13 protein-coding genes are annotated in these 19,628 nt (G+C 61.9%); 1 reads left to right on the forward strand and 12 read right to left on the reverse strand.

The annotated features are described in order from the left end of the window. Positions 1-43: 43 nt before the first annotated feature. The 7 genes from AACP62_RS06790 to AACP62_RS06820 all read right to left on the reverse strand — a co-directional run bounded on the left by AACP62_RS06790 (position 44) and on the right by AACP62_RS06820 (position 11,508). A complete protein-coding gene (locus tag AACP62_RS06790) occupies positions 44-1,231 on the reverse strand; it encodes a glycoside hydrolase family 1 protein (RefSeq protein WP_029677551.1) in 1,188 nt (395 codons plus the stop codon). 239 nt (positions 1,232-1,470) lie between these two features. Further along, complete coding sequence (locus AACP62_RS06795) at positions 1,471-5,187, reverse strand: hypothetical protein (protein ID WP_339347244.1); 3,717 nt, start codon at positions 5,185-5,187, stop codon at positions 1,471-1,473. Positions 5,188-5,229: 42 nt separating this feature from the next. Continuing rightward, positions 5,230-6,123, reverse strand: a complete 894-nt coding sequence (locus tag AACP62_RS06800; protein WP_339347246.1) for an alpha/beta fold hydrolase — start codon at positions 6,121-6,123, stop codon at positions 5,230-5,232. A 24-nt stretch (positions 6,124-6,147) separates the two neighbouring features. Continuing rightward, positions 6,148-7,815, reverse strand: coding sequence for an ABC transporter ATP-binding protein (locus AACP62_RS06805; protein ID WP_339347248.1), 1,668 nt, complete (start codon positions 7,813-7,815; stop codon positions 6,148-6,150). Next, positions 7,815-8,783 carry an ABC transporter permease gene (locus AACP62_RS06810; protein ID WP_339347250.1) on the reverse strand — a complete coding sequence of 323 codons (969 nt, stop codon included), beginning with the start codon at positions 8,781-8,783 and terminating at the stop codon, positions 7,815-7,817. Before AACP62_RS06810 ends, AACP62_RS06805 begins: the two co-directional genes overlap by 1 nt. 5 nt (positions 8,784-8,788) lie before the next feature. Continuing rightward, a complete protein-coding gene (locus tag AACP62_RS06815; protein ID WP_232346830.1) occupies positions 8,789-9,688 on the reverse strand; it encodes an ABC transporter permease in 900 nt (299 codons plus the stop codon). A gap of 173 nt (positions 9,689-9,861) precedes the next feature. Next, on the reverse strand, positions 9,862-11,508 hold the full coding sequence (locus AACP62_RS06820) for an ABC transporter substrate-binding protein (protein ID WP_339347252.1): 1,647 nt from the start codon (positions 11,506-11,508) through the stop codon (positions 9,862-9,864). Between the two features lie 333 nt (positions 11,509-11,841). On the opposite strand from AACP62_RS06820, the gene AACP62_RS06825 reads away from it, so the two are divergent. After that, on the forward strand, positions 11,842-12,954 hold the full coding sequence (locus AACP62_RS06825; protein ID WP_029677544.1) for a LacI family DNA-binding transcriptional regulator: 1,113 nt from the start codon (positions 11,842-11,844) through the stop codon (positions 12,952-12,954). A gap of 57 nt (positions 12,955-13,011) precedes the next feature. Here the strand turns inward: AACP62_RS06825 and AACP62_RS06830 are convergent, their stop codons facing one another. From AACP62_RS06830 to dnaK, 5 genes are all read right to left on the reverse strand, one after another. After that, positions 13,012-14,706 (reverse strand): DEAD/DEAH box helicase, encoded by a 1,695-nt coding sequence (locus tag AACP62_RS06830; protein ID WP_339347336.1) that lies wholly within the window; start codon positions 14,704-14,706, stop codon positions 13,012-13,014. 202 nt (positions 14,707-14,908) lie between these two features. After that, positions 14,909-15,439 carry a heat shock protein transcriptional repressor HspR gene (locus tag AACP62_RS06835; RefSeq protein WP_198176978.1) on the reverse strand — a complete coding sequence of 177 codons (531 nt, stop codon included), beginning with the start codon at positions 15,437-15,439 and terminating at the stop codon, positions 14,909-14,911. A 52-nt stretch (positions 15,440-15,491) separates the two neighbouring features. Further along, positions 15,492-16,496, reverse strand: coding sequence for a DnaJ C-terminal domain-containing protein (locus tag AACP62_RS06840; protein ID WP_198206119.1), 1,005 nt, complete (start codon positions 16,494-16,496; stop codon positions 15,492-15,494). 145 nt (positions 16,497-16,641) lie between these two features. After that, positions 16,642-17,367, reverse strand: coding sequence for a nucleotide exchange factor GrpE (gene grpE, locus AACP62_RS06845; RefSeq protein ID WP_232339225.1), 726 nt, complete (start codon positions 17,365-17,367; stop codon positions 16,642-16,644). A gap of 1 nt (position 17,368) precedes the next feature. Continuing rightward, a complete protein-coding gene (dnaK, locus tag AACP62_RS06850; RefSeq protein ID WP_024627812.1) occupies positions 17,369-19,267 on the reverse strand; it encodes a molecular chaperone DnaK in 1,899 nt (632 codons plus the stop codon). Between the last annotated feature and the right edge of the window lie 361 nt (positions 19,268-19,628).

The following is a 19,628-nucleotide window of genomic DNA, read 5'->3' on the forward strand; positions in this document are numbered from 1 at the left end:
TACAAAGTCGGTTCGGGGCCGGACCTTTCTGCTTGTGCCTGTATTAGCCCCGGGGATGGGCAAGAAGGCCGGAACGGGCCACCTGCCCCAACCAAGCCAAGGAGGGCTTGGGGTGACGCTCGAAAGTCTCGCGGTCCACGGAGACTAGACCGAAGGTGGGTTTGTAGGACCCCCACTCGTAGTTGTCCAGGAGGGACCAGTGGAGGTAGCCCTCCACATGCACGCCTTCCTCCATGGCCTGACGAAGACCGACCAGGGCGTCGAAGGTGTAGTCGATCCTCCGTCTGTCATCGGCTGTGGCGATTCCATTCTCGGTGACCACGATGGGGGTGTGCTCGGCGGTCTGCCAGGTGTGGCGCACGGCCTCGCCCAGGGCGGCAGGGTAATACTCCCAGCCGGTCAGGGTCTTCTCCACATCCTCCGGGACCGGTCGGGGGCCATCGTGGCCGATGAAGGTGCGCAGGTAGGCCTGCACCCCTATGAAGTCGTCACCTCGTGCAGCCTGGGTGAAAAAGTCCTCACGAGGGTAGCGATACTCCTCCATGTCTTGCTCACAGCCCGGCAAGGCCTGGAAATCCTGGCAGGCAATGGTCCAACCGGACTTGATTCCCGGTCGGCGGGAAAGGACTGCACGAGCCTTCCTGTGGGCCTTGACCAAGGATTCGGAGATGACCGGGTCAGGGGTGGGCAGGGATGCGGCAGCCATGTCGCTGCCCTCCCGCCCCCCTTGGGTCAGAGCCACCATATTTGGCTCGTTGATCGTGCAGACCCAGGTGACACCTTCCAGAATGGGGATGAGGTGCTCCACGTACCGGCCGAAGAGGTCTGCGGAGGCAGGATCGCGCCAGCCCCCTCGCCTGGCCAACCAGCGGGGCAGGGTCATGTGGTTCAGGGTGACCATGGGGGTCACTCCGGCCTGGAGGCAGGCGTCAATCATGGCTCGGTAGTGCAGGAGCTGGGCCTGGGAGAAGAACCCCTCCTCAGGCTCCACCCTGGCCCACTCCACTGAGAAGCGGTAGGTGTTCAACCCGCTGTCGGCCAGGAGGGATATGTCTTCCCTATAACGGTTGTAGCTGTCGTCGGCGTCTCCCGAGGGCTCGCTGAGGTCGCTGTCCGGCCGGTGCTCACGCTCCCACCAGTCCGCGTTGACATTGTTGCCCTCTATCTGGTGGGCAGCCGTGGCCGCTCCCCAGAGGAAGTCCTTTGGAAAGATGTATGTAGGCTTTGGCATGAGAATGTACCTTCCTTATTGGATTTGGTGGGCGGCCCCTGCCGGAACCCACGTTGAACCGGTCTGTTTGCACCTTCCCGGCGGGGGTGCCAGCCCTCCCCTGGTCATGTCGCGCGAACTTGTACTCGGAATGTAACGCAGCCGCTTTGAAACTTCCAGCACTCTCAGACAGCTGGCTGCCCGGCTATCTTCCTTGCCGACACGGGCTGGCGGACATTTGTAAGCATGGGCGTCGGCACTTACTGTACAGTCTGTCCGTCGACTGTGAGGAATATGTCGATATGGGCGGCATCGGCCAACTGGCTCTGGGTCACTTCCAATCCGCCCTTGCGGTAAGGCAGATCCAGAATCCGGCCCTCAAGCCTGCGTCCATCAGCCTCAACCCTCAAGCGATCCGAACCTGTACCCTCTGAACCGGTGTCTCCTGGTCCAGCGACCGGCCCACCAGCCACATGGTAGCGGATGGTACGCAGCTGGCCGAATATGGTCATGGTCACCTCCAGTCCGTCATCTTCCTGGGACAGGACCGGGTCGAAGACAACCCGCCCATCGCGCAACTGGAGGCCGAAGAGGTGCTGGACCACCTGTCGGCAGTAGATGCCCGGACCGGAGGAATAAATCCTCCACCCCCCTCTCACGCCTATGGGGTCCTTGGACCCCTCTTTGAGTCTCGACCATTGGGAGGCTGCCGTGTACCTGTCGGGGAAGTCGGCGTCCGACGAGGCGAAGTAGCAGTTGCGTTGCCTGGGCTCGCTGGTGGTCAGACGGCGGAATTGGCCCACCGGACTGATTCTTAGGAGCTCCTGGCCCAGGCGGGTCCTGCCCAGCAGGCCCAGGGCCTCCGTGTAACGCACATGGGCGTGCGTATACATCAGACCAATCTCCCGGCCCACGTTGGCGGCTTGCTCGGCTCTCTTGAAGACCCTGGTCACCCCATCATGGAAGGAGGCCGGGCGGTCCATGAGCCTCACTCCGTCCGGATAATGGAGATTGCCTTCGATGATTCTCTCGTGGTCCACCTCCTGATCGGGTGTGAGCAGACCGGCAATGATGGAGCGGGTCATGGGAATCAACCTGTACCGTATGCCGGTCCTGGTATCCGAGGGGTGTATGACCGGGAGGGGTTGTCCATCAACGAAGTTGACGTATCCGGCCAGGACCCCTTGGAAGATAAAGTTATCGGCGAAGTCAGCCTTGATTCTGCCAGCCTCACCCGCAAAGCGGGAGGCCAGGTCGGTGCGGCCGGCGGCCTCAAGGAGCGGTTGCAATCCGCAACAGGCCTGGTAGAGGAGGGCGATGGTCCATGTGGAGGCCATCTGGCTTTTCATGGACTCCTGGGCCGGCTGAAGGGTATCGTCCCAGTCCCCCTCGCCATAACAGAAGAGGTCGGTGTCCGGGACCCTATGCGACTGGATATAGTCCAGCGTCCGAGCCAGATGGTCGGCCACCGTAGGCAGGTCGGATGAGGGGCTACCGTGTGTGACCGGGCTTTTAGCTTCGACCGGTCCAACTGATGCGGAGGGGCGAAGAGCATCATCTCGCCAAAAAGCCACGGGCTCATCCAAGAGGTCCGGCCTACCGCCCGCCTCGATGTACTCAGCCAGCGCCAGCAGGGGCCAGACTGGGATGTCCCCATGGGAATCGTGCTGGTAGAGGTCCGCATACTGGTCGAACATGAACCACTGCGGCAGGGAGCCATCGGGGTTCTGGTGGGCGAAGACCTTGAGAAGGATGGTCCGTGCCAGGTCGGTATGACCGAAGGTCAGGGCCAGTTCCAGGGGCCCCTGGCAGACGTCACGTGTACCCCAGGCGGCGCCCCCGTACTGTTCCAGCCCATGGGGTGACAGAAAATGAACCAGGGCGTTCTGCACCAGCCAGGGCAGGAGGTCATTGAATTCAGCGAATCTTCCCTCTCCTGCCACATGCAGACCCTGCATAAAGGATGTCATAGCCAGGTAATGGGCGTGGAGGAGCTCCCGCTCGGAGGCGGCGGAAGCCGCAGCGGGTGAGCTCTCCTCGATTGCGCCGCCATCCATGGATCCGGCGATGGTGACGGACAGGGTATGGCCCCCGTTCGACAGGAAGGTGACCATGGCCGGATCGGTAGTGTGCACCCCTGCGCCTGGATCGAAGAGGGGGCCGTCGTCCCCGGCCCTTGCGTCGGGCGATGAGATGACATATTTCAGACTCGGGCAACGTTCAGCTGCCGGGCTGCCCGATGCAGGGGTAAAGGAAACGGACCCTCCTATCCCCCGGGCGGGCTCGGCAGGAGCGAACTTCCGGAGCCAGGCGGACGGATCTTCCAGGCTGATAGTCAACAGGGCCCGAATCGGACCATCGGCCTCCAGATGAATATCGATGGCGGCCCTGTCCAGGTGGGCGATGGTGGACACCGTCAGGGTCCGATCACCCAGACGATAGACCCAGCGGGATCCACCCAGATCCATGATGTAGGCCGAGGGAAGGCCCAGGAGACACCAGGTCCCGTCCACCCGGACCAGGATACGGACCCCCCGCGAGCGCAGGAGGCCCAAACCGGTCTTCTGGACTGAAATCAGCTGGTTCATGTTGGTGTTGCCCAGGACCACCTGGGATGCGAAGACACCCCCGGCATAGGTGGTGGCTGCCATGGTGGGCTGCGACGGGTCGGTATCCGGGTTGCCGGACAGGAGAATCTGTCCGTGGGAGCGAGCCACCTCCAGTTCCTTGCGTGTGCTTACCACATGGCAGGCATCATTTCCGAAGTAAGAAAGCAGATGGCCTGTCTGGTCCGCCTCTGGCTGGCGGATGGGCCCTCCTCCCAGTTGTCCGAACTCATCCTCAGGCAGGGGGTCGCCATTCAACAGTGCGGAAGAGATCAGGAGTGAGGTTGCTGACTGAGCCTGAGAGGCAACGGGAGAGGCAGGCGAGGTGTCGTGGCAGCCGGTGGACGGACCGTCATCGGCCTCGGTCTTGCCTGCCCGACCCCGACTTTCCTCAGAGGCCTCTGCACAGGCGACGCAGGCCTTGCCCAGGTCACCCCTGTAATCTGACAGTGCCATGTTCCACACCTGCCAGGTGAGGCCTCCCTGGGTCAGCGGCACCCCGGGGGAGAGCAGGCAGGCCATGGCGAACTCATATTGGTCTATGCCCCCCCGGTCCCAGTCGGCATCGGCGAGGGCCGCAGGCTGACCGCCCAGACGGGCACCTAGCCCGTAAAAGTCGTAACCGTCGGTCATGAATGCCCTGCATCCCTGTGAGATTCCCGTAACGTACAAGGGGAGTCGAGGGGCACAACCCATCGTCTGCCGGGCTGACAGGACGCTGCCTAAATTGGGGACGTCCTGCACATGATAGGCGATGTACTGGGAGATGTAGGACTCGGCACCGGCAGCCATGGCCGGCTCCACCAGGGCCAGATCCTGGGCGGAAACCAGGTCCCACAGATCGTCAGGCAAGGCGGCATCATCCCATTCCCGCCTCTCGCTATCGGCAGTCGAGCCACCCTGGTCGATCGTGACCGATACCTCCCAGGTCCAGGACGCCCCTCTGCCAGACCCGCCGCTTTCGCCGCCAGATGGAAGAGCCCGGGAAAGTGCAGGAGATATGGCGCTTGGAACAAGTCGAACTCGCCAGCGGACGCCCAGGTCCCTCCCCTCCCAGACGGGGCTGTCGGCTACCGGATCGAAAGAGGCCTGGGAACCTGATCCGGTCAGTCGGATGGAGTCGATCCGCCCCTCCCGATGGCGGCGCAGCCAGAGACCAGCCAGGGGACAGTCATGGATGCCGGGCCTGAACTGGTTGATCTGGATGCCTCCTGCATCAATCAGTGTCAGGTCCCCGTTGAAGTTGAACGAAGCCGAGAAGTCCCCCCTCTCGACGGTCATGCCTTTGGGCTGTCGCATCCTGCCCCCGTCTCCCTCGCCGTCACCTGCATCCTGATCGGGAGACTTGCTGCGTGGAGTGTCTGTGTTCATCTTCTCCGCTTTCGTTGCTAATAGGCTTGTTCCTGCTGAAATTCACCGTTTGTCTTGCGCAGAAGCCCAGAAGTCGTCCAGGAGGGCCGCCGTCTCCTCAGGCCTGTCGATGTTGGGGCAGTGACCCGCATCCGCAATCACCTCATAGCGGGCACCCAGCAGGCGGGCCATCCGGGCCTGCCAGTCCTGGGGCCAGGAGAAATCGTCGTGCTCGCCATGGAAAACCATCATGGGCAGGCCGGTGGCAGCCAGCTGTTCGGTCCTGTCATGCAGATCGGCCAGCTGGTCTATGGCTCCGATGAGCTGGTCTCGGCTGGTCCGCTCTGCCCGAAGGCGCTGGAATCTGTCTTGCGGATTCAGCTCCTCGTCCGGCAGGCTGGCCCTGTCCGGATTGTCCAGCCTCCACAGGTCCCCGCCAGGGTGGTCCAGGAGTCGCTGGCGCAGGTCCGCCTTCCGGCCCGGCCAACCGTGGGGGCCGGACGACATGAGGGTGAGGCTGGCAAAGAGGTCAGGGTCGGCCAGGAGGGCCGCCTGGGCAACCACCCCGCCGAAGCTGTGGCCCAGAAGGTGGACCCGTTTGGCCCCGGTGTGCTCGATCAGGATACGGGCCACATCCAGGGCATCACCGGCCGTGGACCGCCTGTCGTAGGCCATCCTCCCTTCAGGGGCCACCGAATCTGCCTGCCCCCTCTGCGAGTAGGACCAGACATCCCAACCATCCTCTCCCAGGATGGAGCTGATCTGGTAGAAGTCCTCCTTGGAACCGGTGAAACCGGGAATCATCATGGCCACTCCCCGCTTTCCCCTTACCCCCTTGGGGGCATGGAGGGCGGTAAGGTCACCCACGGGGGCATGTATGACCATGGCCTCGATGTTCTCCGGCAGGGGTAGATCCCCAAAGGGCACACCCCTGTCCACGGCATGGTGGGATATCATTGTTTCTCCTATAGATTTCCGCCTTCAGGCCTGCGTGCGCAGGCTGGGGATGGCGTCGAGCAGCTTGATCGTGTAGTCGTTCTCAGGATGCTGAAGGACCTGGGCCGTCTGTCCCCGCTCCACCACGGTGCCCTTGTTGAGGACCATGATCGAATCGGTGATCAGTCGGGCCGACAAGAGATCGTGGGTAATGTAGAGCATGCTCACATTCAACCGGACCCTCAAGTCGTCAAGGAGGGCCAGAATTCCGGCTCTCAGGGTCATGTCCAGCATGGAGACCGGTTCATCGGCCACCAGGACGTGGGGATTGCTGGCCAGCGCCCGGGCTATGACCACCCTCTGACGCTGTCCTCCCGACAACTGGTGGGGGAGTTTGGCGGCATACTGTTCCACAGGGGTCAGACCCACCGTGTCCAGGAGTTCCAACATCCGCCTGCGGGCATCGTCCCCCCTCAGGTCCGTGTAATTGAGGATGGGCCTGGTCAGCGTGTACTCCACCGTGTGGAGGGGGTTGAGTGCCGAATAGGGATCCTGGAAGATCATCTGGATGTCGGAACGCAGTGACCTCAGATCCTTGCGCCGCTTCATCTGATCCACACGCCTGCCACCCAGGGTGATGTTGCCTGAGGTGGGCCTTTCCACACCGGTGAGCATTTTGGCTATCGTGGACTTGCCGGATCCGGATGCCCCCACCAGGGCCAAGGACTGACCCGGGGAGAGGGTGAAGGAGACATTGTTGACGGCGGTCACTGAATCCTCACCCCGCTTGCGGGCGGGATAGATTTTGGAGACGCCGGTCACCGTGACCGTCATGTCTTCCTCATCGTCGGCCTGCGAAGGGGTTCCGCCAACCGAGCCGGAGGCGGCGGCCTCATCGCGCGGCTTCAAGCCGGGCACTGAAACGTGTTCGGCTCTGGGGTCGCCATAATGGCTGAGAAGCATCTTGGTGTAGTCGTCCTGGGGATCGGTCAGGATCCGCTCGCTGGGGGCATCCTCCACGATCCGCCCGTTGTGCATGACCAGGACCCTCTGGGTGGACTCGAGGACCACACCGAGGTCGTGGCTGATCAGAATGGCGGTGAAGCCCTCCTGTTTCTGCAGCTCTCGGATGGTCCCCATCACCTCATGTTGGACCAGGACGTCCAGAGCGGTGGTCGGCTCGTCGAAGACCATGAGCTTGGGCTCCAAGGCCAGTGCCAGGGATATGGAGACCCTCTGCCTCATGCCGCCCGACAGTTCGCCCGGGTAGGCGTTGAGAACGGAGTCCTGCAGACCTACCTTCTCTACCAGCTGCCTGGAATGGGCCTCGTAATCCTTCTTCTCCACGTTCCCGTGGGCCTTGTAGATGTCCACGAAGTGCTTGCGGACGGTCCGCACCGGGTTCAAGGCGTTCATACCCGACTGGAGGACCATGGCGAATCCGCCGCACCGCTGCCTACGAAGCTCCTCCTGGCTGAGGGTGGTAATGTCCTTGCCCGCGAAGAGCACACGCCCCTTGCTGATCCGGGCCGGCGGCTTGGAGAGTCGCGTGACGGCGAAGCCCAGGGTGGACTTGCCCGACCCCGACTCCCCGACCAGGCCCACGAATTCACCCTGATCCAGTGAAAAACTCACGTCCTCGACTGCCTTGACCGGTTCCTGATCGGGGCTGTCATATTCGACGGACAGGTTCTCGACACGTAGCAGTTCCATCATGCCTTCCCTTCACGCAGACGGGGGTTGCTCAGGCGGTCCACACCGAAGTTGATGAAGGTCATGGAGACCGCCAGGAGGGCGACCATGAGACCGGGCGCCAGCAGGAGTGCCCACTGGCCGGTCAGGATAACATTGTTGTTCTGGGCCCAGTAGAGCATGGTGCCCCAGCTGACTGTGGTCGAGTCGCCCAGGCCCAGGAATTCCAGGCCTGCTTCCGACAAGGCGCCGGAGGTGGCCGCACCGAAGAAGTTGTTGATGATCAGAGAGAGCATGTTGGGGAAGATCTCATGGAAGATGATCCGCCAAGAGCTGTCCCCGCTGAAGGCCGCTGCAGTGACGAAATCCCTGGAACGCAGGGACTGGGTCTGCGAGCGCAGAACCCGGGATCCCCAGGCCCACCCGGTCAGGACGATGACCAGTATGATTACGCTCATGCCTCCGTTCTGGAGGTAGGCAGCGATGATGATCATCAGAGGGAGGGATGGGATGACCAGGAATAGGTTGACGATGAAACCGACGAACTCCCCGGCGAAGGAACGGATGTAGCCCCAGCTCAGGCCCACCAACACGGCTATGCAGGTGGATAGGAGGCCGGAGACCATGGCCACCATGACGGAGACTCTTCCGCCCCACAGGAGCTGGGAGAGGACGTCCTGCCCGTTGCTGGTGGTGCCAAGCCAGTGCTGGGCGCTGGGTCCTATACTGGCCTCGAAATCACCCGCCTTGGGATCATAGGGGCTGAGCCAAGGGGCGAAGAGGGCCGAAAGGACAATCAAGGCCAATAGGATCAGGCCGAACCTGGCCTTGGGCACCTCCCAGACCGTCCTGAACCCCTTGCCTATCACCTCCAGGGCCCTGAGGACAGGGTTCTGGCCTCTGGCTGTACGGACCTGCGGCCCTTGAGGGTCATTCCCGTCCCCTTGTGCGGAAGTCTGCATCCCTGTGCTGACGATGCTGTTCGTCATCGCCCTCACCTCCTCGTCCTCGGGTCAAGGACCCCGTAAAGAATGTCCACGATGAAGTTGGCCACCAGCACGCTGATGGTGATCATCAGGAAGATGGCCTGCATCAGGGGGTAGTCCTGGTTGGTCACGGCCTGGTAGAGGAGGAGGCCGACCCCCGGATAGTTGAAGACCTGCTCGACCAGTAGGGAACCGCCGACCACGCCGCCCAGCACCAGACCGAAGGAGGTCAGGTTGGGAAGGAGGGCGTTCCTGGCCGCGTACTTGAGCATGACCGTCCGCTGACGCAGGCCGTTGGCCTCGGCGAAGGTGACGTAGTCATCACCCAATGTGTTGATCATGGTGTTGCGCATGCCCATCACATAGCTGCCCAGGGAGGTCAGCAGGATGGTCAGTGCCGGCAGTATGGAGTGCTCCACGGCGTCAGATATGAAGTCCATCGAGAAGTTGGGTATCGCGGTGGACGAGTAGGCGCCGGAGGTCGGGAAGATGCCGGCCTTGTAACCGAGGAAGAAGAGGAGCATGAGGGCCAGCCAGAAGGAAGGGAAGGCCGAGAGGAAGGAGCTGGAGATCGTACCAGTCACGTCGACGGCGGTCCCCCGCTTCCAGGCCATGAGAGCCCCGAGTGCAGTCCCGATGATGAAGGAGATAATCGTGACCAGCCCTACCAGTGTCAGGGTCCAAGGAAGGGCCGCTCCCACCAGATCCGATACGTTCTGCGGGAAGTTGCTGTACGAGACGCCGAAGTTCAGGTGGACCACATCCCCCAGATACTGCCAGTACTGGCTGAGCAGGTTGCCCTTGGGCATGCCCAGCTGGGCTTCTATGGAAGCCCTGACCTCAGGAGTGACCGGCCCGTTCTGGGACAATTTGGCTATGGCCGCGTCGGCAGGTGATCCAGGCATCATCCTGGGCAGTATGAAGTTGACGGTTATGGCCGCCCAGAGGGTAACGAAGAATAGACCAATTTTCCCGAAAAAATATCGCACGTGACGACCTTTCATCCGTCAGGGGCGGGGGGCGGCCCGACAGGGAGGCCGGGAGGGGCTGTCCTCCCGTCCACCCTGATGGGCCCGGCCTCTCAGGCCTTCTTGATATGGGTTACCACCATGAGGACCGACTGGGTCCAGGTGCTGGGTGAGGTATAGGGGTCGTCCTCACTGGGCCAGCCGGTGTAGTTCCGTGTGCTGAACAGGCCCCAAAGACCGCCGTAGAAGAGACCGATCACAGGCACGTCGTCGTAGACGATCTGCTGAAGCTGGTCGACTATGGCCTTCTGGGACTTCTCATCGGCCGCCTGCTTGAGCTGGGCCAGGAGTTCATCAGCCTTGGGGTTCTTGTAGCGCTCGAAGTTGGCGTTGGCCGACTGACCCACAGGAACCGCGAACTCACTGTTGAGCAGGCCGTTGTAGTCCTGGAAGACGCTGCCGGTACCTCCGAAGGAGGAGATCAGGAGGTCATAGTCGCCATTGTTCTGCGCCTGTGTGTATGCGGCGGGCTGGGGCTGGGTGAGCTTGACGGCTATACCCAGCTTGGTCAGCTGGCCCTGCATGGTCTGCACGCCGCGCAGCCAGTCAGTGTAGCCGCTGGGCACGGTGATGTTGACCTCGAGCTGCTTGCCGTTGGAGTCCACCAACTGGTCACCCTGCTTCTTGTAACCGGCCTTGGCGAAGTACTCCAGGGACTGGGACTCGTCCTGGGAGACCTTTCCCTTGTTGGGAATGGAATCGTTGACCCACTTGTCGTGGTTGGGCAGGATGAGGCCGGTCTGGGTGGCACCGTCCACGTAACCTTCCTCGGCATCCTTGGCGATCTTGTCACGGTCAAGGGCATAGCTGAGGCCCTTGCGGAAGTTCACGTCGTTGAAGGGGGCCTTGGTCAGGTTCGGGTAAAGGGAGACTGTGCCCCCCGGGGGGAACCAGTAGTGGTTGTGCTGCTTGTCAGCACCCACCCAGGTCTTGTCCACGTTGTTGATGAAGGAGTAGGCCCAGTCATACTTCTTGTTGACCAGGTCCAACTGCTTGTTGGAAGCGGGCAGGACGATGGTGTCGGCCGCGACCTTCTCGGCCTGCCAGTAGTTCTTGTTCTTCGTCAGGGTGTACTGGTTGGGCTTGAAGGTGTCCAACTTGTAGGGGCCCGTCCCGACGGGATTCTCATTGGTCCACTTGAGAGGGTCCTTCACACCCTTCCATATGTGCTCCGGGACGATGTTCTGCTGACTGACGATCGACACTGCAGGCACATCGTTGTCCTTGAAGTGGAAGGTCACCTTGGATCCCGAGGCCTCAAGGGAGGAGATGTGTTGCCAGACCCCCAGGGAGTCCATGGCCGCATCCTTCTTGACCAGGTTGAAAGTGAAGACCACGTCCTGCGCCGAGAAGGGCTTGCCGTCGCTCCACTTGACCCCGTCACGAATCTGGAACTCGACCGTCTTGGGGTCCACGATCTTGTGCTCGCTGGCCAGGAAGGGAGTTGAGGTCCCATCCAGGCTGTTAACCACTTCGAGGGGTTCGTAGATGAAGTTGATGCCTATCCTCTTGCTGGTCGAGAATGGGTTGAAATTACGGGTGAAAGTTGGACTGCCACTGTCACCGCCGAAGAGGATCTGATTGCCTGCGGCAGCCTGCTGCGTTTCCCCGGACTTACTGCCGCACGCCCCCAGTCCCAGGAGGGTGGCCCCCGCAACCAGTGTTGCGAGAATCCTCACCGCCACTGTTTTCCGTCTCATATGTCTCCTTTGTCCGCATTGACATTCACGGGCCAAATCCGTCCTCTGCTATTGGAATCCAGTCGGCACGTGCATGCACGAGTGGGCTCCCGGACCTGCACGGCTTCCTGTGACCGGACCGGATCAACCATCGCGCTTTCTAGTGTATGCGCTTACATTAAAATGTGCAAATCTGCTTTTGTCATGGGAGTTTAGCGTATGCTTTCCTTAGATTACTAGATATAACTACCCATATTACCGAATCAAAGCAAAAATGTTAGCGCTATCAAATCCTGCGATCAACTGCACGCTTCAATGATATGCTGTATGAGATGTATGAAAGAGGGAAAGCGGATGGCAAGGAAACCGACCGTCTACGATGTCGCCCGCGAGGCCGACGTGTCCATAGCCACCGTCTCCAGGGTCCTGCGCACCCCGGAGAGGGTAAGGCCCGAAACCCGACAGACCGTGCTCAAGGCCATAAACCTCCTGGGCTACCTCCCAAGTGGCAGCGCACGGAGTCTGGCCGCCCGGCGAACCAATACCATAGGTCTTTTCCTGCCCAACATCGATCAGCTGGACCAGATCGGTGACTTCGAACTGGTCAGTGAGGATGCCGCCGACATAGTCGTCGACCCACCCCACGCCCAGGAGAATAATTCGGATTCCCTCTACTTCGACGAGGTCTTGAGGGGGTGCGAACTGGAATCCTGGCGGCAGGGCCTCAGCCTCATGGTCAGTATCGGATTGAAGGGGAAAGATGGCGACATTCCCCAACTGATCAACAGTATGTCGGAAAAGGTGGACGGCCTGATTGTCCTGGCAAGGTCCGTGCCTGACAGCGTCCTGGCCTTCCTGCGCAAACGCCTGCCCGTGGTCATGATCGCCAATGCCCCGGTCAACCAGGAAAGCGAATTCGACTTGGTCCGCGTGAGCAACCGCAAGGGCATGTACACCCTGGTCAGGCACCTGTTCGAGAAACACCAGGTGCGGCAGATGGCTTACATGACGGGCATGGATGATTCTCCAGACAATGGCAAACGCTACGAAGGGTTCTGTGAGGGTCTGAAGTCAGAGGGGCTGGAGCCCTCCGCCGCGCCAATCTACAGGGGGCAATTCTCCCAGTCCGTCGCTTACCAGATCGCCGCCAGCCTGGCCAGGCAGGGCACTCTCCCCCAAGCCCTGGTGTGCGCCAACGACCAGATGGCGCTTGGGGTCCTGCGAGCCCTGTCAGATGCGGGTATCAGCGTTCCCGACCAGGTCATCGTCACCGGGTTCGACGGAATCAAGGAGGCCTCCGTCTCCCAACCCCGCTTGACCACAGTCCGCCAGCCCATGGTTGATCTGGGCCGGGCCGCCGTCTCCACCCTGGTCAGGCGCCTGGGCTCACCGGAGTGCCCGCCCATCTCCACCGAACTCCCTGTACAGGTCCAACTCCGGGAGAGCTGCGAGGGGACCATGGTCTGACCCATGCGGTCTGACCGGTCAATGAACACGACAGGTATATCCTCCCAGCGGGAGCGATCAGTGGGACTTGACCTGACGGAAAGGATTATCGTCCCGCCTCCGCCTGCCTCCGCCATGCCTGTGATTACCGTTGCGGTAGGTGCGACCGCCGTCATCGAAACGACCGTCATCGTGACGACCCCGCCCACGAGCTCCGCCCGCACGGCCACGATTGCCCCTGCCTCGGTAGCTACCGGCTTGAGCGGAATGATTAGAGTCGGCATGGCCGTGCCGCCTACGCCCGTCAAAGGGGCGATTCTCATCAAGCTCGTCAGCCCACTTGCGATAGGGATTCCTCCCATCACCATCAGATCCTCGGCCAGAGCCCCTCGGCCGCCTTTCGAACCGATCGTATTTCCGTCTCCTACGGGCAGGGCCGCCGGATCGACGGCCACGAGAACCGGTCTGCTTGCCGTCCTGTGACCCTCGGCTTCCAGCCATGGCGGCCTCCAAGGACCAACCCTCAACCAAGGGGGCGTGGGGTCCCACAAGATCGCCTACCTCCTGGGAGTTGGCCGTGACCCCAATCGGCTTGGCATCTATATGGGCCATACGCAGCATCCGTCGTGTATCCCGCCGCTGATCGGGTAGGACGACCGTCACCACGTCGCCGGAGTGGCCAGCCCTCGCCGTGCGCCCGGAACGGTGGAGGAAAGACTTGTAGTCGGCTGGAGGGTCCACCTGGACCACCAGATCCACCCCACTGACATCCATACCCCTGGCCGCCACATCAGTGGCCACCATGACCCGGACCAGACCTTCCGAGAAGGCCTTGAGGTTCCGATCCCTCTGCCTCTGGGAGAGGTTGCCATGCAATTGGACGGCAGGGATGCCGTTGTCAATCAGATTCTTTGCCAGCTTCTTGGCTTGGAACTTGGTCCTGGTGAATAGGATCCTCTTGCCCTGCCCTGCGGCCAAGGTGCGAACCAGGTCGTGCTTGGCAGCCTGCGTCGTCTCGAAGATGTGGTGGGTCATCAGATCCACATGCTGGGTGGCGGAATCCACCTCGTGAATCTTGGGATCCTTGAGGAAACGCTTGACCACGGCATCCACTCCATGATCAAGGGTGGCTGAGAAGAGCATGCGCTGACCGCCCGGACGAACCTGGGCCAAAATTCGCTCCACGGCGGGAAGGAAGCCCATGTCGGCCATCTCGTCGGCCTCGTCCAGCACGGCGATCTCCACGTCCTCCAGGCTGAGCTTGTGCTGGCGGAGCAGATCCTCCAGGCGACCCGGGCAGGCCACCACGATCTTGGCACCGCGCCGAAGCGCATCGACCTGACGGCCCTGGCCTACCCCGCCATAGACAGTGCAGGTCCGCATGCCGTAGGCCTGGGCCAGCGGATTGAGAACCTCATCGATCTGATTGGCCAGCTCGCGGGTGGGAGCCAGGACAAGACCGCGCGGGCGTGGCAGACTGCCTGATCCGGCGGCTCCACCGCGACCATGGGTGGCCCGTCCTTCCTGATCGGCGGCAAGTCTAGCCACCAGAGGGATGCTGAAAGCCAGGGTCTTGCCGGAACCGGTCCGGCCCCGGCCCAGGATGTCACGGCCAGCCAGGGCATCGGGCAAGGTATCCCGCTGGATGGGGAAGGCGCTGGTCTTGCCGTCCTTGCGCAGGACGCGGACCAAGGGTTCTGGCACCCCCAGCTGCTCGAAGGTCACGGGCTCCGCGGCGGGTTGGCCGGAATTGGATGAATTGGAATCGGGCATGGATGAAGCAGTCACAATGACCTTTCACAACAGGGAAGAAAACGGTACTGTCGGTCGACAGTTCGCAGGCCGCGTGCAAAGCAGAGAATGACGAATTTCGCGCAAGCGGTTTCCCCGTACTCAAAGCATTCAGGCGACAGTCAGCCGCAGCTCTTGGGCGAGCGGCCAACCTGTACACCATAGCACAGGCCCCTCACCTGTCTCAGGAGCGTACGCTCCAGACGATCAGCGATTTGGAATCAGTCGGATCAGCCTCGTCATGCGTCGTATCCTGCCGCCAGAGCCGGGCCCTGCTGGACCGCCTGACTTCGACAACCCGGCCGTCGGCAGCGGCTGCGAACATACTGGACCCCTGTGACTGGTGGGAGCGCCGCAGCTGGCGCCTCAGCTGACGATTCTCCTCTGCCAGGGCCAGGATCCTGGTCACACCGGCCAGGTTGATGGACTCGTCCTGACTCAGATGCTGGGCCTGGCCCAGCCGGTCCAGATCCCGCAGGGAGTATCGGCGCGCACCCCCCTCGGTCCGTTCCGGCACAATCAGACCCAGCCGGTCGTATTGGCGCAGGGTCTGCGGATGGATGTTGGCCAACTGCCCGACCTGGCCGACGGTGAAGACCGGCAACTCGATGTCCAAGCCGGCATCGTCGGCAGCATCCAGGCTGATGTGCCCGGCCACCAGGCCGCGAGCGCAGGCCAGATAAATCCGCCTGGTCTCGGGATCCACCCTGACCATGATCATCACTCCTCCCCGCTGTTCGTTCCGACTTAATCCGGCACCCGGATTGTCATATCTTCATGCGCTCCCCGGCGATCTGCTCGTCGAAGTCACCGCTGGACTTGGCAAAGTCACGCATGGCCTTCTTCTGGGCCATGCCCAACCGACCAGGCATGCGAATCTCAAGCCGCCCCACCAGGTCGCCCTTGCCGCGCCGGTCCTGGACTCCCTTGCCGGCGATGCGGATCTCGTCGCCGCTGGAGGAGCCGGCCGGAATCCTGAAGGTGACGACCTGGTCGTCGATGTCCCGGGCCTGGACCTTGGCCCCCAGGGCAGCCTCGGAGACCGTCACCGGCAGAGTCATGACCAGATCCCTATCCTTCATGGTGAACCGCTGGCTGGGCTGGACGCTGATCTGCAGGTAGAGGTCGCCATTGGCGCCCCCGTCCCTGCCGGGCCGACCCTTGCCGGCCAACCTGATCCGCTGGCCGTTGCGAACCCCAGCGGGGACATGCGTCTTGAAGCGCTTGCCGCCCACACTCAGGGAGACCGTGGCCCCCTTGACCGCCTGACGGAAGGACAGGCCGATTTTCGAGTTGCGATCCTCACCCTTGACGGGCCTGGGCCTGGTCTCCTGGTAAGTGGTCCGACCTCCACCGCCGGCACCCCCACCGAAGGAGGAGAAGATGTCAGCAAAGTCGGGTTGTCCCGAACCATCGCCGAAACGGATTCGGGTGCCTCCCGGCGCCCCGGCCCCGCCGAACATGGAGCCGAAGATGTCCGAGAATGCATCGGTGTTGAAGCCACCCTGGCCTGAGCCTCCGGCGAACCGGGCTCCCCCCATGCCGAACTGGCGGATGGCATCGTACTTCTGACGCTGCTCCTTGTTGCTGAGCACGTCGTAGGCCTCGGAGATGTCCTTGAACTTCTCCTCGGCCTCCTTGGTCTTATTGAGATCGGGATGGTATTTGCGGGCAAGCTTGCGGTAGGCCTTGGTGATCTCCGCTTCGCTGGCGTCCTTGGAGACACCAAGGACCTTGTAATAGTCCTTGCTCAGCCATTCATTCTCAGCCATCCATGTCTCCTTTCCTCATAAGCTACGAATATATCGAATTGGAATCCGCCCTTTCGCGTGCGGCGGCGGGCAGGACCATACCCACCAGCCGCCGCATGCAAAGGCGTCGATTCAGCCTGCGGAAGGTCCGCAATCACCGTCCCTGCTACTGCCCGGGCGAGGTCACCACTACCCTGGCGGCCCGGATCACCCGGTCACCGATCCGATAGCCTGCCTCGACAACCGTGTCAACGGTCTCTTTCTTGGCATCGGGGTCCGGCTTGTGCAGGATGGCCTCATGCTTGGTGGGGTCGAAGTCCTCGCCTTTTTCACCGAACTTCTCGACACCGAACTTCTCGAAGGTCTTGTCGATCTTCTTGGCCACGGCCTGGAAGGAGTCGTCCATCTGCCCGTGCTCCTTGATCCGGTCAATGTCATCAAGGGCCGGAAGAAGGGCGGTCAGTACATCCACGATGCCGTGCTGGCGGAAGATGTCCTGCTCCTTCTTGGCACGGTTGCGGAAGTTGACGAACTCGGCCCGCTCGCGCTGGAGGGCCTCCAGATAATCGGCGGCCTCCTTCTTGGCCTGGCCCAGAGGAGTCAGCCCGTCTGATCCCTTGTCGGTGCTCTCCTCCTTGGCCGAGTCAGCATCAGTCTTGTCATCAGCCTGAGCATCCGCTGACGACGCGTCCTTGGCGGAGGAATCCGACGTGGTCTGTCCGGCAGCCTGGCTCCCGTCTGCTGCGCCCTTGTCGGCGTGACGTCCGCGAGCCGCTTCCTGGTCGGGCGTCGAGGCGGCGTCAGAGGCCTTGGCCTCGTTCCCGTCCGGTCCGCCGGCGGCGGCCGGGTCACCCTTCAGTGGCCCGGCATCATCCTTGTCGAAGGCCGACATGTCACTCGCCGTCCTTCTTCTTGTCGTCGTCGTCCACGACCTCGGCATCCACCACGTCGTCATCGGCGGACGAGGAGGAGCCTGCACCCGAGGCAGCACCGGCGGCACCTGCAGCGCCCTGAGCGCCTGCACCGTCAGCGGAGCCCTGCTGGGCGTAGAGGGCCTGGCCGATCTTCTGGGCAGAGGTCATCAGCTCGCTCTGGGCGTTCTTGATCTTGTCCATGTCCTCGCCCTTCAGAGCCTCTTTCAGAGCGTTGACCTTGTCGGTGACCTCCTTGGCCACCTCGTCGGAGATCTTGTCCTTGTTGTCGTTGACCAGCTTCTCGGTCTGGTAGGCAGCAGACTCGGCGGCGTTGCGGGTGTCGGCATCCTCACGGCGCTGCTTGTCCTCGGCCTCGTGGGCCTCGGCCTCCTTGACCATGCGGTCGATCTCGTCCTTGGGCAGGGCGGAGCCACCAGTGATGGTCATGGACTGCTCCTTGCCGGTGCCCTTGTCCTTGGCGGAGACGTGCACAATGCCGTTGGCATCGATGTCGAAGGTGACCTCGATCTGAGGAACGCCACGCGGAGCCGGGGCAATGCCTGTCAACTCAAAGGTCCCCAGAGGCTTGTTGTCGCGGGCGAACTCACGCTCGCCCTGGTAGACCTGAATCAGCACGGAGGGCTGGTTGTCCTCGGCGGTCGAGAAGACCTCGGACCGCTTGGTGGGGATGGCGGTGTTGCGGTCGATCAGCTTGGTCATGATGCCGCCCTTGGTCTCGATGCCCAGGGAGAGCGGGGTCACGTCGATCAGCAGCACGTCCTTGCGGTCGCCCTTGATGACGCCGGACTGCACGGCAGCACCGACAGCCACGACCTCATCGGGGTTGACGGTCTGGTTGGCTTCCTTGCCGCCGGTCAGTTCCTTGACCAGGTCCTTGACGGCGGGCATACGGGTGGAGCCGCCGACCAGCACCACATGATCGATGTCCTGAACCGAAATGCCGGCATCGTGCAGCACGTTGTTGAAGGGCGTGCGGCAGCGGCCCAGCAGGTCGGAGGTCATCTCTTCGAAGTGCGCCCGGGTCAGGGTCTCGTCCAGGTGGACTGGGGTCCCGTCGGGGGTCATGGCCAGGTACTGCATGGAAATGCTGGTGGACGAGGAGGAGCTCAGCTCCTTCTTGGCCTGCTCAGCAGCTTCCTTGAGCCGCTGCAGGGCGATCTTGTCCTTGGACAGATCCACGTTGTACTTGTTCTTGACCTCGCTGACCAGCCAGTCGATGATCTTCTGATCCCAGTCATCGCCGCCCAGCTTGTTGTCACCGTTGGTGGCCTGGACCTGGATGGTGGAGAAGCCATCGTCATCCTTGCCGATCTCCAGCAGGGAGACATCGAAGGTGCCGCCGCCCAGATCGAAGACCAGGATGCGCTCGTCCTCCTTGCCCTTCTCCAGACCGTAGGCCAGAGCTGCAGCGGTGGGCTCGTTGATGATACGCAGGACGTTCAGACCGGCGATCTTGCCGGCATCCTTGGTGGCCTGGCGCTGAGCGTCGTTGAAGTATGCAGGGCAGGTGATGACCGCGTCGGTGACGGGCTCGCCCAGGTAGGACTCGGCGTCCCTCTTGAGCTTCATGAGGATCTGGGCCGAAATCTCCTGAGGGGTCCACTTCTTGCCGTCGATCTCGACGGACCAGTCGGTGCCCATGTGGCGCTTGACCGAGCTGATGGTCCGGTCCACGTTGGTGACCGCCTGGCGCTTGGCCACTTCGCCGACCAGAATCTCGCCGGACTTGCTGAATGCCACCACCGACGGCGTGGTCCGCGCGCCCTCAGCGTTGACGATTACCGTGGGCTCGCCGCCCTCAAGGGTTGCAATGCAGGAATTGGTGGTTCCCAGATCGATGCCAACTGCACGTGCCATACTCGTTACCTCCTGATGAAATGGGGCGTAGGGTCTGACCCCGCACCTCGACGTTCACGTTCTCCGCTCGCGCTTCGTTCGTGGCCCCGATGGCCGACTTCCGTCGTCCCGGGCAAGCAGCCATCATGACCACTTCGAAACTTGAGCCTACATCACTCAACTTCTTCTGGCAAATATTATTCCCTTTTTCACGATAATCCTGACTTCAGTCATGTCAGACACTTCATATCCCACAACGGCCAGACCCCTAATATGCCGTTTTCGCCACTTACCAGACACAACTTGAGACGCAGCATGGTTAGTATTTGCAAACGTTGTCATCAATGCTTCATATGATAAAAGACGAGTGCGGACCAATGCG

The sequence above is a fragment of the Bifidobacterium apis genome (assembly GCF_036986835.1).
Classification (GTDB): domain Bacteria; phylum Actinomycetota; class Actinomycetes; order Actinomycetales; family Bifidobacteriaceae; genus Bombiscardovia; species Bombiscardovia apis_A.

Coding starts and splice junctions, on each gene's coding strand:
- AACP62_RS06790 (WP_029677551.1), bottom strand. CDS start 1,231: ATGCCAAAGCCTACATACATCTTTCCAAAGGACTTCCTCTGGGGAGCG.
- AACP62_RS06795 (WP_339347244.1), bottom strand. CDS start 5,187: ATGAACACAGACACTCCACGCAGCAAGTCTCCCGATCAGGATGCAGGT.
- AACP62_RS06800 (WP_339347246.1), bottom strand. CDS start 6,123: ATGATATCCCACCATGCCGTGGACAGGGGTGTGCCCTTTGGGGATCTA.
- AACP62_RS06805 (WP_339347248.1), bottom strand. CDS start 7,815: ATGGAACTGCTACGTGTCGAGAACCTGTCCGTCGAATATGACAGCCCC.
- AACP62_RS06810 (WP_339347250.1), bottom strand. CDS start 8,783: ATGACGAACAGCATCGTCAGCACAGGGATGCAGACTTCCGCACAAGGG.
- AACP62_RS06815 (WP_232346830.1), bottom strand. CDS start 9,688: ATGATGCCTGGATCACCTGCCGACGCGGCCATAGCCAAATTGTCCCAG.
- AACP62_RS06820 (WP_339347252.1), bottom strand. CDS start 11,508: ATGAGACGGAAAACAGTGGCGGTGAGGATTCTCGCAACACTGGTTGCG.
- AACP62_RS06825 (WP_029677544.1), top strand. CDS start 11,842: ATGGCAAGGAAACCGACCGTCTACGATGTCGCCCGCGAGGCCGACGTG.
- AACP62_RS06830 (WP_339347336.1), bottom strand. CDS start 14,706: ATGCCCGATTCCAATTCATCCAATTCCGGCCAACCCGCCGCGGAGCCC.
- AACP62_RS06835 (WP_198176978.1), bottom strand. CDS start 15,439: ATGGTCAGGGTGGATCCCGAGACCAGGCGGATTTATCTGGCCTGCGCT.
- AACP62_RS06840 (WP_198206119.1), bottom strand. CDS start 16,496: ATGGCTGAGAATGAATGGCTGAGCAAGGACTATTACAAGGTCCTTGGT.
- grpE (WP_232339225.1), bottom strand. CDS start 17,367: ATGTCGGCCTTCGACAAGGATGATGCCGGGCCACTGAAGGGTGACCCG.
- dnaK (WP_024627812.1), bottom strand. CDS start 19,267: ATGGCACGTGCAGTTGGCATCGATCTGGGAACCACCAATTCCTGCATT.